Genomic DNA, 17,500 nt, shown 5'->3' with positions numbered 1-17,500 from the left:
TTTCACACTGATTCGCGATTAAGGTGTAACGGAATTCTTTTATTACTGGAGTGACCATGCTGGAATTGAACGCTAAAACAACCGCCCTTGTCGTAATTGATTTACAGGAAGGGATCCTGCCTTTCGCTGGCGGCCCTCATACGGCACATGATGTGGTTACCCGCGCCGCGCAGTTGGCGGAAAAATTCCGTGCCCACGGTTCCCCGGTGGTAATGGTGCGCGTCGGCTGGTCTGACGATTACGCCGAAGCGCTGAAACAACCGGTTGATGCGCAAACTCCGGCTAAAGCGTTGCCTGAAAACTGGTGGCATTACCCAGCTTCTCTGGGGAAATGCGCCAGCGATATCGAAGTGACTAAACGCCAGTGGGGAGCCTTCTATGGTACCGATCTGGAATTGCAGCTGCGTCGCCGGGGTATTGATACCATCGTCCTGTGCGGGATCTCGACGAACATTGGCGTTGAGTCGACGGCGCGAAATGCGTGGGAGCTGGGTTTCAGTCTTATCATTGCAGAGGATGCCTGTAGCGCCGCCAGTGCTGAGCAACACCAGGCCAGCATGACCCACATTTTCCCGCGCATTGCGCGCGTTCGCAGCGTGGAGGAGATTCTGCAAGCGCTATGATTTATATCGGTTTACCCCAGTGGTCGCATCCAAAATGGGTGCGTCTGGGGATCACCAGCCTTGAAGAGTATGCCCGCCACTTTAACTGCGTGGAGGGCAATACCACGCTGTATGCGCTGCCTAAATCCGATATTGTTGCCCGCTGGCAGGCACAGACCACCGATGCGTTTCGATTTTGTTTTAAATTTCCGGCGACCATTTCGCATCAGGCTGCGCTGCGTAATTGTGATGACCTTGTACAGGAATTTTTTACACGCATGTCGCCGCTGGAAGCGCGCGTTGGGCAATACTGGCTGCAATTACCCGCGACTTTTGGCCCACGCGATCTGCCTGCCCTGTGGCAGTTTCTCGATGAGCTCCCGAATTCCTTTACCTACGGTGTGGAAGTTCGCCATCCAGACTTCTTTGCCAAAGGCGAAGCCGAGCAGCTATTTAATCGCGGTTTACACGAGCGTGGCGTAAACCGGGTGATTCTGGACAGCCGCCCGGTACATGCCGCAATTCCGCATACTGAAGCAATACGCGACGCCCAGCGCAAGAAACCGAAGGTTCCGGTGCATGCAGTAGTGACGGCAAACCATCCGATGGTACGCTTTATCGGTAGCGATAATATGGCACAAAACAGCGAGCTTTTTGCCGTCTGGCTGACCAAGCTGTCGCTATGGCAACGCACCACGACGCCGTATCTGTTTTTGCATACGCCGGACATCGCGCAGGCCCCGGAGCTTGTTGATACGCTATGGGCAGATTTACGCAGCGCCCTGCCAGAGATCGGATCAGCACCCTCTATTCCACAGCAATCTTCTCTTTTCTGAAAATGCCACCTATCATAGTCAGTGCCAGCAGCCATTTTAAAAGGGAGTTTGTATGGTAAGCGCGCTTTATGCCGTATTGGGTGCGTTATTGTTAATAAAGTTCTCCTTTGACGTCGTTCGCCTGCGCATGCAATATCGCGTTGCCTATGGCGATGGAGGTTTTAGTGAACTGCAAAGCGCTATCCGTATTCACGGTAATGCGGTGGAATATATTCCCGTCGCGTTAGTGCTGCTGTTATTTATGGAAATGAACGGCGCAGAGACGTGGATGGTGCATATTTGCGGGCTGATGTTGATTGCCGGACGGCTGATGCATTATTACGGATTCCACCACCGGCTCTTCCGCTGGCGCCGTTCAGGCATGAGCGCAACCTGGTGTTCGCTGTTGCTAATGGTGCTGGCGAATCTTTGGTATATGCCCTGGGAGTTGGTTTTCTCCCTGCATTAGCGCACAATACGCCACTTTATTTTTCCCGGATTTTTACGTTATGTCTCACCGCGACACGCTTTTTTCTGCGCCTATCGCCAGTCTGGGTGACTGGACCTTTGATGAACGGGTAGCTGAAGTCTTCCCGGATATGATCCAGCGTTCCGTTCCTGGCTATTCCAATATCATATCTATGATTGGCATGTTGGCCGAACGTTTCGTACAACCCAACACGCAGGTCTACGATCTGGGCTGTTCTCTGGGCGCAGCGACGCTCTCGGTGCGTCGCAATATTCATCACGAGAATTGCAAAATTATTGCCGTCGATAACTCCCCGGCGATGGTTGAGCGCTGCCGTCGTCATATTGATGCCTATAAGGCACCGACCCCGGTTGAGGTTGTCGAAGGCGATATTCGCAACATTACTATCGAAAACGCCTCGATGGTGGTGCTGAATTTTACCCTGCAATTCCTTGAGCCACCTGAGCGCCAGGCATTGTTGGATAAGATTTATCAAGGGTTGAATCCCGGCGGCGCGCTGGTGCTGTCTGAAAAATTCAGTTTCGAAGACGCTAACGTTGGCGAGCTGCTGTTCAACATGCACCACGACTTCAAACGGGCCAATGGCTACAGCGAACTGGAAATTAGTCAGAAACGCAGCATGCTGGAAAACGTGATGCTGACCGACTCGGTAGAAACGCACAAAGCGCGACTGCATCAGGCTGGCTTTGAGCACAGCGAATTGTGGTTCCAGTGCTTCAATTTTGGCTCTCTGGTGGCGTTGAAAGCTGAGGTTGGCGCATGATCGATTTTGGTAACTTTTATCAGTTGATTGCCAAAAATCATCTGTCCCATTGGCTGGAAACGCTTCCGGCGCAAATCGCTGCCTGGCAGCGCGATCAGCATGGTTTATTTAAACAATGGTCAAACGCCGTCGAGTTTCTGCCCGAGCTGACGCCGCATCGTCTGGATTTACTACACAGCGTTACCGCAGAAAGTAAAGAACCGCTCAGCGAAGGCCAGCTTAAACGTATCGACACCCTGATGCGTAACCTGATGCCATGGCGTAAAGGACCGTACTCGCTGTACGGCGTCAACATCGATACCGAATGGCGTTCCGACTGGAAGTGGGATCGCGTTCTGCCGCACTTGTCTGATCTCACCGGCCGTACCATTCTTGATGTTGGCTGTGGCAGTGGTTATCACATGTGGCGCATGATTGGCGCTGGAGCGCATCTGGCGGTTGGGATCGATCCTACGCAACTGTTTCTGTGCCAGTTTGAGGCGGTACGTAAACTGCTGGGCAATGACCAGCGTGCTCACCTGCTGCCGCTGGGTATTGAGCAACTTCCAGCGCTAAACGCCTTTGACACCGTGTTCTCCATGGGCGTGCTTTATCACCGCCGATCGCCGCTGGAACATCTGTGGCAGTTGAAGGATCAGTTGGTTAAAGATGGCGAGCTGGTGCTGGAAACGCTGGTCGTCGAAGGTGATGAAAATACCGTTCTGGTGCCGGGCGATCGCTACGCGCAAATGCGTAACGTCTACTTTATTCCATCTGCGTTGGCTTTAAAAAACTGGCTGGAAAAATGCGGTTTTGTTGATGTGCGCATCGCCGATGTCTGCGTCACCACCACCGAAGAGCAACGCCGCACCGAGTGGATGGTAACCGAGTCGCTGGCCGACTTCCTCGATCCGAACGACCACAGCAAAACGGTGGAAGGCTACCCCGCCCCATTACGTGCAGTATTGATTGCGCGTAAGCCGTAATAGATTGCCGAATGACCGTTACGTATAGCACCGTTTCTCCAAAATAGTTCAAGTTGCAGCAAGGCGGCAACGCAGCAAATCCCCGGGAGCGTAGATAACTACGTGACCGGGGTGCGCGAGGCGGCCAACGCTGCTGCGGCTTGAAATATGAAGGAGAAAAAAAGGCCCCTGTTGAAATTGCAGGGGCCTGGTACGAGCAAGCATCATATTGGGCGACATGATGCAACGGTAAAATCAGCTGGCCTGATGGTGTGCAATGATTGCTTTCATTTCAGCAACCGCCGTCCCGTCTACCGCATAGCGCGAATACTCATTCGCCTGCGCATCCGAAGACATCGACAACCCCGAATTGCGATAACGCATTGGTGAAGCCAGCCATACTCCGGCAGAACTGTGGACTTCCTGCACTCCAGCATCAAGGAACAGGGACAAATTCGAGGCGCGAACCCCCGCTCCGGCCATAATGATTGGAGCACCGGGCTGCGCAATAAGTTCCATTATTTTTGTTAAACCTTGCGCCGCATCTGATTTTTGCCCTGAAGTGAGTACTCTGGCAATGCCCAAATCAGCTAATTTTTTAAGCGCATTTAGTGGGTTAGCACACATATCAAAGGCCCGATGAAAAGTGACTTGCAGCGAACCGGCGGCAATCATTATTTTCTCCATGCGCGGCATATCGACATTGCCATCCACATCTAAAATGCCGGTCACCAGCCCTGAGAATCCCAGCTCCCTGACCATCACAATATCATCCAGCATTGCAGCAAATTCACCTTCGGTGTAGCAAAAGTCGCCTCCACGTGGGCGAATAATGGGATTGACGGGAATCGAAATGTGCTGGCGAACGGAACGCAAGACGCCCAGTGACGGCGTTAAGCCCCCTTCTTTGGGTGCCGAGCATAGTTCAATACGATCCGCGCCGTTTTGCTGCGCCGTGCGCGCGCACTCCATGCTGTAACAGCAGATTTCCAGTATAGCCATGCTCACTCCTGACGTTCGCTTGCCACAATGGTTTCAATCGACCACGGATGGAATTTTATCGTCACGCTACCATCGCTAACCGCCAGCGTCGGATTCGGTAAACGCTCACGCTCTCCTTTTGGCGAGCTGGTTTTCACAAAAATGCCCGGTTGACTCAGACCGTGATCGGAAAGCAGCGCCAGCGCTCGCGCATTCAGCGTTTCCGCTTCTCCCGGCAGAACAATTTCAATATGTTCCCAGCCTTCATGTGGGTAGCGTTTTTCGCCCGGCCACGGCAGTTCGACGATGGAAAATTGCCAATGTTGCACACAAACCGGCTCATGCAGTTTAAAAAGACAAATAGGTCTGCCGTTGATAATGTTTTCTGACAACAATTCACCGCACTGTTCAAACCCACGACGCCAGCGCTCTGCGGTGGTATTTTGATGGCAACGCAAGGAAATGTGATCGGCTTCCAGGCCTGTGATATCCAGCCCAAGGCGGGTAGAAAGTTCCGTTAATGCCTGCGTGAAATGCGGTAAATCTGCAGAAATATCCTGTAGTTCTGCAACGGTTTGCCAGTTCGCCATATTAAAAGCTCATATCCATGTTCAAAGTCGCTAATTTACTCTGTTGCGCTGCGCCATCCAACCGCTGTTTTCTCCGAACACATCATGAATAAATTTACGCCATTGCATTGTTTATATTTCAGGCTACTGGCGGTACACACAATGCTGACGGCAACGGGCATTTGCAGTATACTCCCGCCCTTAATTCTTAAACTGGTGCGGTGAATTTTAGGCCGCTTCATAAATGTAAGGTATTCCGGTGAATATTCAGGCTCTTCTCTCAGAAAAAGTCAGTCAGGCCATGATTGCTGCAGGCGCGCCTGCAGATTGCGAACCGCAGGTTCGTCAGTCAGCAAAAGTACAGTTCGGCGACTATCAAGCTAACGGCATGATGGCTGTCGCTAAAAAACTGGGTATGGCGCCGCGACAACTGGCTGAGCAGGTGCTGACTCATCTGGATCTCAACGGGATTGCCAGCAAAGTTGAAATTGCAGGCCCGGGCTTTATCAATATTTTTCTCGATCCGGCATTTCTGGCGCTGCACGTTCAGCAGGCGCTGGCTTCCGATCGTCTGGGCGTAACTCAACCGGCAAAACAAACCGTCGTGGTTGACTACTCCGCGCCTAACGTAGCGAAAGAGATGCATGTTGGTCACCTGCGTTCCACCATCATCGGTGACGCGGCGGTGCGTACGCTGGAGTTCCTCGGTCACAACGTTATTCGCGCTAACCACGTCGGCGACTGGGGTACTCAGTTCGGTATGCTCATCGCATGGCTGGAAAAACAGCAGCAGGAAAATGCCGGAGAGATGGCGCTGGCTGACCTGGAAGGTTTCTACCGTGATGCGAAAAAACATTACGACGAAGATGAAGCCTTCGCTGAACGCGCCCGTAGTTATGTCGTGAAACTGCAAGGCGGTGACGAATACTTCCGCGAGATGTGGCGCAAACTGGTCGACATTACCATGTCGCAGAACCAGTTAACCTACGATCGCCTCAACGTTACCCTGACCCGTGACGACGTCATGGGCGAGAGCCTGTACAACCCGATGCTGCCTGGCATCGTCGCCGATCTGAAGGCGAAAGGTCTGGCTGTTGAAAGCGAAGGCGCTACCGTCGTATTCCTTGATGAGTATAAGAACAAGGAAGGCGAACCGATGGGCGTTATCATTCAGAAGAAAGATGGCGGCTATCTCTACACCACAACCGACATCGCCTGCGCCAAGTATCGTTACGAAACCCTGCATGCCGATCGCGTACTTTATTACATCGACTCTCGCCAGCATCAGCACTTAATGCAGGCCTGGACCATCGTACGTAAAGCCGGTTATGTGCCGGATTCAGTGCCGCTGGAACACCACATGTTCGGTATGATGCTGGGCAAAGACGGTAAACCGTTCAAAACCCGCGCGGGCGGCACGGTTAAACTGGCCGATCTGCTGGATGAAGCACTGGAGCGCGCACGTCGTCTGGTCGCGGAGAAGAACCCGGACATGCCTGCCGACGAACTGGAAAAACTGGCAAATGCGGTCGGTATCGGCGCAGTGAAATACGCGGATCTGTCCAAAAACCGTACCACCGACTACATCTTCGACTGGGACAACATGCTGGCGTTCGAAGGTAACACCGCGCCATATATGCAGTACGCTTATACCCGCGTACTGTCCGTGTTCCGTAAAGCAGATATCGACGAAAGCGCGCTGGCAAATGCGCAGGTCGTCATCAGCGAAGATCGCGAGGCTCAACTGGCGGCGCGTCTGCTGCAGTTTGAAGAAACGCTGACCGTCGTTGCGCGTGAAGGTACGCCACACGTGATGTGTGCTTACCTGTACGACGTTGCTGGTCTGTTCTCCGGCTTCTATGAGCACTGCCCTATTCTCAGCGCTGAAAACGAAGAGATTCGTAACAGCCGACTGAAGCTGGCACAACTGACGGCGAAAACCCTGAAGCTGGGTCTGGATACACTGGGTATCGAAACCGTAGAACGTATGTAATCACTTCAAATAATGTGAAAGCCCGCGCTATGTCGCGGGCTTTTTTATTTCCTCGAATGACCGCCCTCGTAGGCCTGATCAGCAAAGCACCATCAGGCGCTACGTTCACTGTAATTTGTAACAACCCACAAGGAATGACACATTTCCCTAGAGATATGGAACATCTTTTGCCTGTCATCCCGTCTAAGCCTCCGTATCATTAGGCGGCGAATTAATCGGGTACGGGTCAATGACATTCAGAGATTTTGAGGCGGAAGAAAAGCTCTTCCAGCGGCGTGTATTGGTGGCCTTTGGCCTGGTAGTCATCTGTTTTGGCATCCTGATTTACAATCTGTATAACTTACAAATCTGTCAGCACCAGTATTACACCACCCGGTCGAATGCAAACGACATCAAAATGCTGCCCGTCGCCCCAACGCGTGGCATGATTTACGATCGCAACGGCATCCCGCTGGTGCGCAACGTTACCTGGTACGATATTTCCGTTACACCGTATAAAATCAGCGATATGAATGCGTTACTCCAGCAGCTCACGCCGATCGTTGACCTCACACCTGATGACATAGACCAGTTTCGCCATGAGCTGAAAGCCAGCAGCCGCTATCGTCCTGTGGTGCTAAAAAATGCGCTAACCGATGTCGAAATCGCCCGTTTTTCGGTAAACCAGTTTCATTTTAGCGGCGTCAACATCAATAGTTACGAAGACCGCCAGTATCCCTATGGCGCGGCGCTGGCGCATGTCCTGGGTTATGTTTCAAAAATCAATGACAACGACCTGAAAGCACTGGATCAAAAGGGTCTGGCGGAGAACTACGCCGCCGATCACAACATCGGTAAGCAAGGTATTGAGCGCTATTACGAAAACGAACTGCATGGAAAAACCGGTTATCAGGAGGTGGAAGTAGATAACCACGGACGCATCGTACGCTTGATCAAAGATGTGCCGCCCGTTGCCGGAAAAGATATCCATCTGACGCTGGATTTACATTTACAGCAATACATTGAGAGCTTGTTGACTGGCCAGCGTGCCGCCGTTTTGGTTGAAGATCCACACGACGGTTCCGTACTGGCGATGGTCTCAAACCCCAGCTATGACCCTAATCCGTTTGTCAAAGGCATCAGCTATCAGGACTATAACAAGTTACTCCAGGATAAAGACCTGCCATTAATCAATCGCGTCACGCAAGGATTGTACCCTCCCGCTTCAACGGTCAAACCGTATATGGCGATGTCGGCATTACTGAACGGTGTGATCACGCCGCAGACCAGTTTCTTCGGCGCCCCTACCTGGACGCTACCCGGCACCGAGCGACATTACCGTGACTGGAAAAAAACGGGCCACGGTATGCTGGATGTCACCAAAGCGATAGAAGAGTCTGCCGATACGTTCTTCTATCAGGTGGCGTATATGATGGGGATCGACCGGATTAACAGCATGCTCAGCCAGTTTGGTTACGGTAAACCGACCGGCATCGATCTTGATGAGGAGTATAACGGCCTGCTCCCGAGCCGCGAATGGAAGCAAAAAGTGCACAAAAAAGCCTGGTATCAGGGGGACACTATTTCAGTTGGCATCGGTCAGGGCTACTGGATTGCCACACCTATCCAGATGGTAAAAGCCATGGTCGCACTGATTAACAACGGCAAGGTTATCGTCCCTCACCTGCTGCTCGATGAAGAGAGCGGCAAAACCATCACGCCGTATCAGGCTCCAGAAGCACCGTCACAAATCGCCTCAGCCTCATCGCCCTACTGGGGACTGGTGCGTCAGGCGATGTTCGGCATGGCGAATGAACCAAATGGTACAGGTTATAAGTTCTTTCACACCGCGCCATACGGCATTGCGGCAAAAAGCGGCACCTCGCAGGTCTTTAGCCTGAAAGAAAATCAGACCTACAATGCGAAGATGATCCCTGTCCGCTTGCGCGACCACGTGTTCTATACCGCATTTGCACCCTATAAGAACCCGAAGGTCGCGGTGGCGTTAATTCTGGAAAACGGCGGCAGCGATGGTGTCACCGCCGCGCCGGTTATGCGTCAAATCATGGATCATCTGTTTGCCCCGCAGGACAATACGGTACAAACAGTGACGACTGAACAATCAGGACCGATAGCGGTATCGCCATCGAATACCGATATCAAAAATACTTTCGCAAGTATTCGGTAAGGCACAGCATCGCCATCGCCTGTCCGTAAGGCATGGAGGTCCGAGGGATGTTGCGGTAGAAATCGAGATTGTGTCCCATCCCGGTACCAAACGAGGTGTGCAGCAGTTCACCTTCCGGTGAAATATGCTGCACAATGCCGCGAATGGCTTTTTCGGCTACCGGCGCATACTCTTGCCCAACATAGCGTTTACGTACTGCTTTGAGGATCCCATAGGCAAATCCGGCAGTTGCCGATGCTTCCAGATACGACTGCGGGTCGTCCAGCAAGGTATGCCACAACCCACTTTCATCCTGGCATTTCGCCAGCGCCGCGATTTGCGCGTTCAGGACCTGTACCAGATAGCGGTGAACAGCATTGCTTTCCGGGAAATCAAGTAATTCGAGGAAGTCCGGGATCACGATAGTTAACCAACTGTTGCCACGCGCCCAGCGGGCATTAGCAAAGTTATGATTTCCTTCATAGCTCCAGCCGTGGAACCACAGCCCCGTTTCTTTATCCATCAGGTTTTGCACGTGCAGCAGGAACTGATACGTTGCCTCTTCGATGTAGTCCGGGCGATTGAGTAGCTTGCCAATCTTCGCCAGCGGTAAAACCGTCATCATCAGCGTGTCATCCCACATCTGTTGATGGTTTTCTTCCGCCAGCGTGATGTGTTGCATACCACCAAATTCGGTACGCGGCATCTCATGCATTGCCCACTCAGCCCAGCTGTCGAGCCACGGCAGATACGCTGGATTACGCGTCTCTTCATAGCGATACGCCAACGTTAAAAATGGCGCCATGGTGTTCACGTTTTTAGTGGTTGCACCTTCAGCAAAGCGATCGGCAAACCAGCTATCGATGATATCGCGCATCGTTTCATCGCCGGTTTGCAGATAGTACTGATACATCCCGTACAGGCCGACGCCGTGTGTCCACTCCCATCCCGCCCAGCCTTTAGTATCAATTACGCGTCCATCGTCCAGACGCAGCAAGAACTCGCCGGTTTCGTCATGAATATTGACCAGGTTATGCGTCACCTTTTTGATCAGCGTTTTTAATTCATCCCTGGCAATAAAATGTTCTGGCTGGCGCAATAACGGGCTATGTTTAACCGGGTAAACAATCATTTACTAAACCTCTGTCAATGTCGGATTCAATGCTGTGACCTGCCCCTGTTACGGCGCAGCAGCTTTTTTGGAGGCCCCGCAATCCTCGCTTTGACAATGGGCATCCTTATAGGGTCACAGTAAAAGCTAACAGGAAGTGAAACCTTTCTATTTCTGCCAGAAGGATTCGTGAAATGGCAAGAATACAAAGAGTCCGGCAACGTACGTCACTTATTTTATAAAACGGCGTTTCTATTTAATTGAATGAGAGACTGGAATGTTGAAGCAACCAGCAGTTTCAACTGCTGGTCTGAATGACGGAGGGTGTTAACGGTAGTTCACAATCACCTGATTGCTCTGAATGCGTAACGCGGGGATCAGGCGACCACCGCCGGGGACCTCCCAGACAAAATGCATCGGTTCAATGGCCGGAACGTTATTGAACCCGTTGGTGGTCCCACTTTGCCCGTCCAGTTCGACACAACGGGACTGAGAACATAAACGCACCCGCAAACCTGCGGGCGTTGGGCCATTCAGCTCATAGCGCCAGGCCACCAGCGTCATCAAGCCTGAGACCGGCTGGCTGGGAACCAAAGGATCAGACGAGGCTGACTGGCCACGGTGATTTAAGGTGATCCCCATGCCACTTGCCTGCCAGGCCCCTTCTCCGGCGGCCTGCGCCACCAGAGGAAAAAACAACAACCACAGTAACTTACGCATTATTTACCTCCAATGGTCGCCGTCATGCGGATATGGCGGTTATCGGAAAGCTCCATATTCGATAACACCACCAACTGCGGGATGCTGCGGCGTAAAAACCGCGCCAGTAACGGACGTAACGCGTGATTAACCAGCAAGACCGGCGGCGCGCCCAACATTTCCTGCCGGGACAGCGCTTCCTGAGTCTGGGCCAGCAGTCGGTCTGCAAGCCCAGGCTCCAGACCGCCGCCCCCCTGCAGCGCTTGCAGCAGCAAACGCTCGAGCGGAGTATCAAGACCGATAACCTGAACCTCTTCATTACCCGGGAACCACTGCTGAGTGATGGCACGTCCTAACGCAACACGGACGACCGCGGTAAGCTCATGCGGATCGTTTTGCAACGGCGCATGTTCCGCCAGCGTTTCAAGAATGGTGCGCATATCGCGAATCGGTACTTTCTCATCCAGCAAGTTCTGCAGCACTTTATGCAGCGTGGTGAGCGTCACAACGCCCGGCACCAGATCTTCCGTCAGCTTTGGCATCTCCTGCGACACTCGATCCAGTAACTGCTGCGCTTCCTGACGGCCAAACAGCTCAGCGGCGAACTGCCCAATCAGGTGGTTTAGATGCGTAGCGACAACTGTACTGGCTTCAACCACCGTAAAGCCCTGAATCTGCGCCTGTTCCTTCAATGCGCTTTCAATCCAGATAGCGTCCAGTCCGAACGCCGGATCGACCGTTTTCTCACCCGGCAGCGACCCGGCGGCAGTACCCGGGTTAATGGCCAGCCAGCGTCCCGGATAGGCGTCACCGCTGCCAATTTCTACCCCTTTCATCAAAATTCGATAGCGGGCTGGCTGCAGATCCATATTGTCTCGAATGTGTACCACCGGCGGCAGGAAGCCCATATCCTGGGCAAATTTCTTACGAATACTGCGAATTCGCCCCAGCAACTCGCCATCCTGCTGAAAATCCACCATTGGGATCAGGCGGTAACCTACCTCCATGCCCAGCGAATCTTCCAACTGCACGTCGTTCCACGTGGCTTCTACCACGGAGTTGTTTTCCGGCATTTTCACCGGCTGCGGTTCATCCGGCGCTTTTTGCTCACGACCGCGCATCCACCAGGCCAGGCCCAGTAATGCGGCAGTAAACATCAGAAACACCAGGTTAGGCATGCCCGGAACCAGACCCAAAAGCCCAAGTACCGCCGCACTGAGCAACATGACGCTGGGGTTACTGAACAGTTGGGTCACCATCTGTTCGCCTACGTCCTGGTCTGTACTCACGCGGGTCACGATAACACCCGCCGCGGTAGAGATAACCAGCGCAGGAATTTGTGCCACCAGCCCGTCACCGATGGTCAGCAGGGTATAACTTTCCGCAGCGCTGCCCATGCTCATACCATGCTGCAACACCCCAACTAACAGACCGCCGACCACGTTGATTACCATGATCAAAATACCGGCGATGGCATCTCCACGGACGAATTTACTCGCACCGTCCATTGAGCCGTAAAAATCCGCTTCCTGGGTCACTTCCGAGCGTCGTTTTTTAGCTTCATCTTCGCCAATCAGACCGGCATTCAAATCCGCATCAATCGCCATCTGCTTGCCGGGCATACCATCCAGCACGAAGCGCGCACCAACCTCGGCGATACGCCCCGCACCTTTGGTGATTACCATAAAGTTAATGATGACGAGAATCACGAAGACCACGATGCCGATCGCAAAGTTACCGCCAACCAGGAAGTGGCCGAAGGCTTCAACCACCTTCCCCGCCGCCGCCGCGCCAGTGTGTCCTTCCATCAAAATGATACGGGTAGACGCGACGTTCAGCGCCAGACGTAATAATGTGGTAAACAGCAAAATCGTCGGGAATGCGGCAAACTCCAGTGTACGCTGGGTGAACATCGCCACCAGCAGCACCATGATCGACAGCGCAATGTTAAATGTGAACAGCAAATCGAGGACGAAAGCCGGCAGCGGCAGCACCATCATCGACAGAATCAGCAGGATGAGGATCGGTCCGGCAAGGATTTGCCATTGCGTGGATTTCAGGTTGCTGGGCAGACGCAGCATCGCGACCAGATTAGCCATCAGTATTCTTCTCGTTCATAAAATCCAGTGCTTCTGGCACCGGAAGGTTTTCAGGTTGTGGTGGACGCTTGCCGCCAGCCAGACGCCAGCGTTTTAGCTGCCATACCCATGCCAGTACTTCAGCAACGGCGGCATATAATTGACCCGGTATTTGCTGACCAATTTCAGCATGGCGATAGAGCGCACGCGCCAGTGGCGGCGCTTCTAATGTCGGGACACGGTGCTCTGCGCCAATTTCACGAATGCGCAACGCAACCAGCCCGGCCCCTTTCGCAACAACTTTCGGCGCACTCATTTTGTTCTCGTCATACTTCAACGCCACTGAGTAGTGCGTAGGGTTAGTGACAATAACGTCTGCTTTCGGCACATCCGCCATCATGCGACGCTGAGCGGCCGCGCGCTGCATTTGACGTATTTTGCCTTTAACGTGCGGGTCACCTTCGCTTTGCTTAAATTCATCGCGGATATCCTGACGCGACATACGTAGCTTTTTCACATGGCTATAGATCTGGAAAAAGACGTCGAACCCCACCATCGGAATGACGCCAAGTACCACCAGTAGTGCACACATACCGACTAAATCCAGGGCGTTGCCCATCGCCGTAATCGGTGACTCCGCCATCAGACGCATCATCGCTGGCCAGTTATGCCAGAGATAAAATCCGGCCACGCTTCCCACTAACGTGGACTTCAGTATTGCTTTGAGCAGTTCTGCGCCGGTTTGAGCGGAAAACATGCGCTTAATGCCCGGCAGCGGATTCAACTTAGAGAATTTGGGTTGCAGGGATTTACCGCTGAAAATCAAGCCGCCAAGCATCACCGGGGAAATTAAAGCCACCAGAACGACGCCGGTAATCAACGGCAACAGCGCAATCATCGCGTCTTTAATCAGCAGGATGATTTGGCTGAGGATCAGATTAGGGTCGTTAACCATACTGTGGTCAAAACGTAATCCGGCCGACAGCATGCCAGCCAGCCTGCGGGCAAGCGACTCCCCACCAATCCAGATAATGCACACACCCACCAGCAAAATAAGCAGTGAGGTCAGCTCTTTGGAGCGGGGGATCTGCCCTTCTTCCCGCGCTTTTTCAAGTCGGTGGGGTGTGGGGGCTTCTGTTTTGTCGTCGTCGCTTTCTTCTGCCACGCATCAGACCCTGGATAGAGATATAGTCGAGAATGATGCCAGAACAGCTATCCAGCAATGGGAAGAGTAAGCGGTAAAAAAGACGGGATTTATGGCTTTAAGCAGAATTGCGCGTAAGCCGGATGAGAGGCCCACGCCTCACATCCGGCAAATACGCATCAGAACCCGAGGCTATCCAGCAGGTCGTCAACCTGATCCTGACTTGCTACTACGCCGGCTTTCGAGGCGTCAACCTGCGGGCCGTTAAGCAAGCTTTCGTTTTCACGTTTTGGACGTGCGCCCTGTTCCGGAATGTTTTCCAACAGAACCATCAGCAGCTGACGTTCAATCTCCTGGATAACATCCATCATGCGCTTGATAACCTGACCGGTGAGATCCTGGAAATCCTGCGCCATCATGATGTCCAGCAACTGGGCATTGGTAAAGCTGGTATGTCCAGGTACATCACCAAGGAACTGACGGGTATCGGTGACCAGCTCACGGGCATCGGACAGTTCGATCGGATTTTCGAACCATTCATCCCAGCGTTTAGTCAGGTCTTTGGCCCCTTTTTCCATCGCGTCCTGATGCGGCTGCGAAGCTTCTACGCTGTTTAGCGCACGCTCCGCCGCCTGCGCGGTCATCTGTACAACGTAATCGAGACGATCGCGGGCATCAGGAATCGCTTCTGCCGCTTCGGCAATGGCCTGATCCAGCCCCAGTTCACGCAGGCTGTCGCGCAGCATTCGGGTCAAACTGCCGATGCGCGCGATGATGTCCCCTGCAGAGTGTTCGTCAGCAGGTTTAATTTGTGGTTGCATCATCATCACACCCTCACATGCCCAGTTTCTCAAAGATTTTATTCAGTTTTTCTTCCAGCGTCGCCGCCGTGAACGGTTTCACGACATAGCCACTGGCACCTGCCTGTGCTGCCGCAATGATGTTCTCTTTTTTCGCTTCTGCCGTGACCATCAGCACCGGCAGAGAAGCCATCCCGCCATCAGCACGGATGGTTTTCAGCAGTTCCAGTCCATCCATGTTCGGCATGTTCCAGTCAGAAATAACAAAACCGAATCCCCCAGCCTGCAGCTTGTTCAGCGCATCCACGCCGTCTTCAGCCTCTTCAACATTGTTGAATCCCAGCTCTTTAAGCAGGTTACGCACGATGCGACGCATGGTGGAAAAGTCATCCACAACCAAAAACTTAAGCTCTTTATCCGCCATAAAAATAAACTCCTGATTCAAATACGTATTGCCTGTCCGGCACTAATTTTCACCAGCATTTGCTGGCTCACCTGGCTAAGATCGACCACTTCGCTTACGCCACCCATATTGATGGCCTCGCGCGGCATGCCGAACACCACACAACTTGCTTCGTTTTGCGCAATGGTCCAGGCTCCCGCCTGATTCATCGCTAACATTCCGGCTGCGCCATCGTTGCCCATACCGGTCAGGATCACCCCGACGGCATTGCGCCCCGCATGTTTCGCCACCGAATGGAACAGCACATCCACTGAGGGGCGATGCCGATTAACCGGCGGACCGTCATGAATTTTGATTTGATAGTTCGCGCCACTGCGCGCCAGTTCCATATGCTTGTCGCCCGGCGCGATATACGCATGCCCCGGGAGTACGCGCTCTCCGTCTTCTGCCTCTTTCACGGTTATCTGGCACAGTTTGTTCAGACGTTCGGCAAATGAACGGGTAAACCCTGGTGGCATATGCTGGGTAATAAGAATACCGGGGCTTGAAAGCGGCAATGGCTGGAGTACATGGCGAATTGCCTCTGTTCCTCCGGTTGACGCCCCAATCACCAGCAGTTTTTCCGAACTGAGTAACGGCCCTGCTTTCAAGGTCGTCGGTGCCGCCATGGGCTTATGGGCCGCCAGTTTTGCGCGCGATGCGGTGCGAATTTTCTCCGCAATCATCTCGCTATACGCCAGCATCCCTTCGCGGATCCCCAGTTGCGGTTTGGTGACAAAATCAATCGCCCCCAGTTCCAAGGCCCGCAGCGTGACCTCTGAACCTTTACCAGTCAGTGAAGAAACCATCACCACAGGCATTGGACGCAGGCGCATCAACTTCTCCAGGAAGTCGAGGCCGTCCATGCGCGGCATTTCCACGTCCAGCGTCAGGACGTCGGGATTGTATTTTTTGATTAAATCCCGGGCGACTAACGGATCCGGCGCCGTCGCCACCATTTCCATATCACTGTGACTGTTAATAATTTCGGTCATGATTTGACGCATCAATGCAGAATCATCTACCGACAACACCCTGATTTTACTCATGCTTTATCCTTACCTGGCGCATGCGCATACACGGTCTGTCCACGCAGGCTAAACTCGCGCACAAGGTTGCTAAAGTTTTCTGAATGACCTGCAAACAGCAGCCCGTCAGGTTTAAGAAGTGGAACAAAACGGTGCAAAATGTCCTGTTGTGTCGTTTTATCGAAATAGATCATCACGTTACGACAAAATATGGCGTCGAACGGTCCGGGCACGTTGTACTGCTTATCCAGTAAGTTCACGCTGGAAAATTCAACATGACCTGCCAGTTCCTGCCTAACGCGTACCAGTCCTTCATGCGGCCCGGTGCCGCGCATGAAATAACGCTGCAACTGCTGGGGTGACAGCGTCTTTAGCTCATCGAGGCGGTAAATGCCGTTTCTGGCCTTTTCCAGTACTTCGGTATCAATGTCGCTGGCAAAAACGCGCCAGCGGCCCGGTGCCATACCTAAGGTATCGGCAAGCGTAATCGCAATGCTGTAGGGTTCTTCTCCGGTTGACGCCGCCGCGCTCCAGACGCGGTATTCACCGCTGCGCCGACGAGCGTGATCTGACAGCACCGGAAAATGATGCCCTTCGCGAAAAAACGCGGTCAGGTTGGTAGTCAGGGAGTTAATAAAAGCCTGCCACTCAGCACTGTTCTGGTTAGCTTCCAGCATGCTGAGATAGCGACCAAAGTCATCCAGCCCCAGGGTACGCAGTCGACGAACCAGGCGGTTATAAACCATGTCCCGCTTATGGTCGGCCAGTACGATCCCCGCACGCTGGTAGATTAATTGACATATCCGACGAAAATGCGCGTCAGACAGCGCGAGGCGCTGTGTCATCTGTAACAATAATGACGTTTGCCCGGAGGGCAGAGATGATGTCATAGCGC

17 protein-coding genes are annotated in these 17,500 nt (G+C 53.0%); 7 read left to right on the top strand and 10 right to left on the bottom strand.

What is annotated here, in order from left to right; translation table 11 throughout:
- The first annotated feature begins 56 nt into the window (after positions 1-56).
- From GHC22_RS09560 to cmoB, 5 genes are read left to right on the top strand one after another with little or no spacing between them, the layout of a single operon-like run.
- Complete coding sequence (locus GHC22_RS09560; protein ID WP_060683690.1) at positions 57-623, top strand: hydrolase; 567 nt, start codon at positions 57-59, stop codon at positions 621-623.
- Positions 620-1,438: a DUF72 domain-containing protein gene (locus tag GHC22_RS09555; RefSeq protein WP_153752791.1), complete on the top strand. Its 819-nt coding sequence runs from the start codon at positions 620-622 to the stop codon at positions 1,436-1,438. The genes GHC22_RS09560 and GHC22_RS09555 overlap by 4 nt, the downstream gene beginning before the upstream one ends.
- Before the next feature lie 52 nt (positions 1,439-1,490).
- On the top strand, positions 1,491-1,886 hold the full coding sequence (locus GHC22_RS09550) for an MAPEG family protein (RefSeq protein ID WP_003833847.1): 396 nt from the start codon (positions 1,491-1,493) through the stop codon (positions 1,884-1,886).
- A gap of 40 nt (positions 1,887-1,926) precedes the next feature.
- A complete protein-coding gene (gene cmoA, locus GHC22_RS09545; RefSeq protein ID WP_008785057.1) occupies positions 1,927-2,670 on the top strand; it encodes a carboxy-S-adenosyl-L-methionine synthase CmoA in 744 nt (247 codons plus the stop codon).
- The gene (gene cmoB, locus GHC22_RS09540; RefSeq protein WP_003833851.1) at positions 2,667-3,635 is read left to right on the top strand and encodes a tRNA 5-methoxyuridine(34)/uridine 5-oxyacetic acid(34) synthase CmoB; all 969 of its coding nucleotides are present in this window, start codon (positions 2,667-2,669) and stop codon (positions 3,633-3,635) included. Before cmoA ends, cmoB begins: the two co-directional genes overlap by 4 nt.
- A 234-nt stretch (positions 3,636-3,869) precedes the next feature.
- On the opposite strand, the gene cutC is transcribed toward cmoB, so the two are convergent.
- Both cutC and GHC22_RS09530 read right to left on the bottom strand, forming a co-directional pair.
- Positions 3,870-4,616 carry a copper homeostasis protein CutC gene (gene cutC / locus GHC22_RS09535; RefSeq protein WP_111465439.1) on the bottom strand — a complete coding sequence of 249 codons (747 nt, stop codon included), beginning with the start codon at positions 4,614-4,616 and terminating at the stop codon, positions 3,870-3,872.
- Between the two features lie 2 nt (positions 4,617-4,618).
- Entirely contained in the window at positions 4,619-5,185 is a 567-nt protein-coding gene (locus tag GHC22_RS09530; RefSeq protein WP_003833855.1) for a VOC family protein, read from the bottom strand.
- 238 nt (positions 5,186-5,423) lie between these two features.
- On the opposite strand from GHC22_RS09530, the gene argS reads away from it, so the two are divergent.
- Both argS and mrdA read left to right on the top strand, forming a co-directional pair.
- The gene (gene argS / locus GHC22_RS09525; protein WP_048235196.1) at positions 5,424-7,157 is read left to right on the top strand and encodes an arginine--tRNA ligase; all 1,734 of its coding nucleotides are present in this window, start codon (positions 5,424-5,426) and stop codon (positions 7,155-7,157) included.
- Positions 7,158-7,386: 229 nt separating this feature from the next.
- Positions 7,387-9,324 (top strand): penicillin-binding protein 2, encoded by a 1,938-nt coding sequence (mrdA, locus tag GHC22_RS09520; RefSeq protein ID WP_153752789.1) that lies wholly within the window; start codon positions 7,387-7,389, stop codon positions 9,322-9,324.
- Here the strand turns inward: mrdA and GHC22_RS09515 are convergent.
- The 8 genes from GHC22_RS09515 to cheR all read right to left on the bottom strand — a co-directional run bounded on the left by GHC22_RS09515 (position 9,296) and on the right by cheR (position 17,495).
- Positions 9,296-10,435 carry a glycoside hydrolase family 105 protein gene (locus tag GHC22_RS09515; RefSeq protein WP_032943794.1) on the bottom strand — a complete coding sequence of 380 codons (1,140 nt, stop codon included), beginning with the start codon at positions 10,433-10,435 and terminating at the stop codon, positions 9,296-9,298. The genes mrdA and GHC22_RS09515 overlap by 29 nt on opposite strands.
- 306 nt (positions 10,436-10,741) lie before the next feature.
- Positions 10,742-11,134, bottom strand: a complete 393-nt coding sequence (flhe, locus tag GHC22_RS09510) for a flagellar protein FlhE (protein ID WP_003833862.1) — start codon at positions 11,132-11,134, stop codon at positions 10,742-10,744.
- Positions 11,134-13,212 (bottom strand): flagellar biosynthesis protein FlhA, encoded by a 2,079-nt coding sequence (gene flhA, locus GHC22_RS09505; RefSeq protein WP_003034666.1) that lies wholly within the window; start codon positions 13,210-13,212, stop codon positions 11,134-11,136. Before flhA ends, flhe begins: the two co-directional genes overlap by 1 nt.
- Positions 13,205-14,356, bottom strand: a complete 1,152-nt coding sequence (gene flhB / locus GHC22_RS09500) for a flagellar biosynthesis protein FlhB (protein ID WP_003833866.1) — start codon at positions 14,354-14,356, stop codon at positions 13,205-13,207. Before flhB ends, flhA begins: the two co-directional genes overlap by 8 nt.
- Positions 14,357-14,514: 158 nt before the next feature.
- Entirely contained in the window at positions 14,515-15,159 is a 645-nt protein-coding gene (gene cheZ / locus GHC22_RS09495) for a protein phosphatase CheZ (protein WP_003034659.1), read from the bottom strand.
- Positions 15,160-15,169: 10 nt separating this feature from the next.
- The gene (gene cheY, locus GHC22_RS09490) at positions 15,170-15,559 is read right to left on the bottom strand and encodes a chemotaxis response regulator CheY (RefSeq protein WP_003034656.1); all 390 of its coding nucleotides are present in this window, start codon (positions 15,557-15,559) and stop codon (positions 15,170-15,172) included.
- A 17-nt stretch (positions 15,560-15,576) separates the two neighbouring features.
- Complete coding sequence (locus tag GHC22_RS09485; protein ID WP_003833872.1) at positions 15,577-16,626, bottom strand: chemotaxis response regulator protein-glutamate methylesterase; 1,050 nt, start codon at positions 16,624-16,626, stop codon at positions 15,577-15,579.
- Complete coding sequence (cheR, locus tag GHC22_RS09480) at positions 16,623-17,495, bottom strand: protein-glutamate O-methyltransferase CheR (protein WP_032943796.1); 873 nt, start codon at positions 17,493-17,495, stop codon at positions 16,623-16,625. The genes GHC22_RS09485 and cheR overlap by 4 nt, the downstream gene beginning before the upstream one ends.
- Between the last annotated feature and the right edge of the window lie 5 nt (positions 17,496-17,500).

The sequence above is a fragment of the Citrobacter sp. H12-3-2 genome (assembly GCF_009649895.1).
GTDB classification, from domain to species: Bacteria; Pseudomonadota; Gammaproteobacteria; order Enterobacterales; family Enterobacteriaceae; genus Citrobacter; species Citrobacter portucalensis.
Note: the sequence above shows the minus strand (reverse complement) of the source record. Positions and strands in the feature narration are given on the sequence as shown.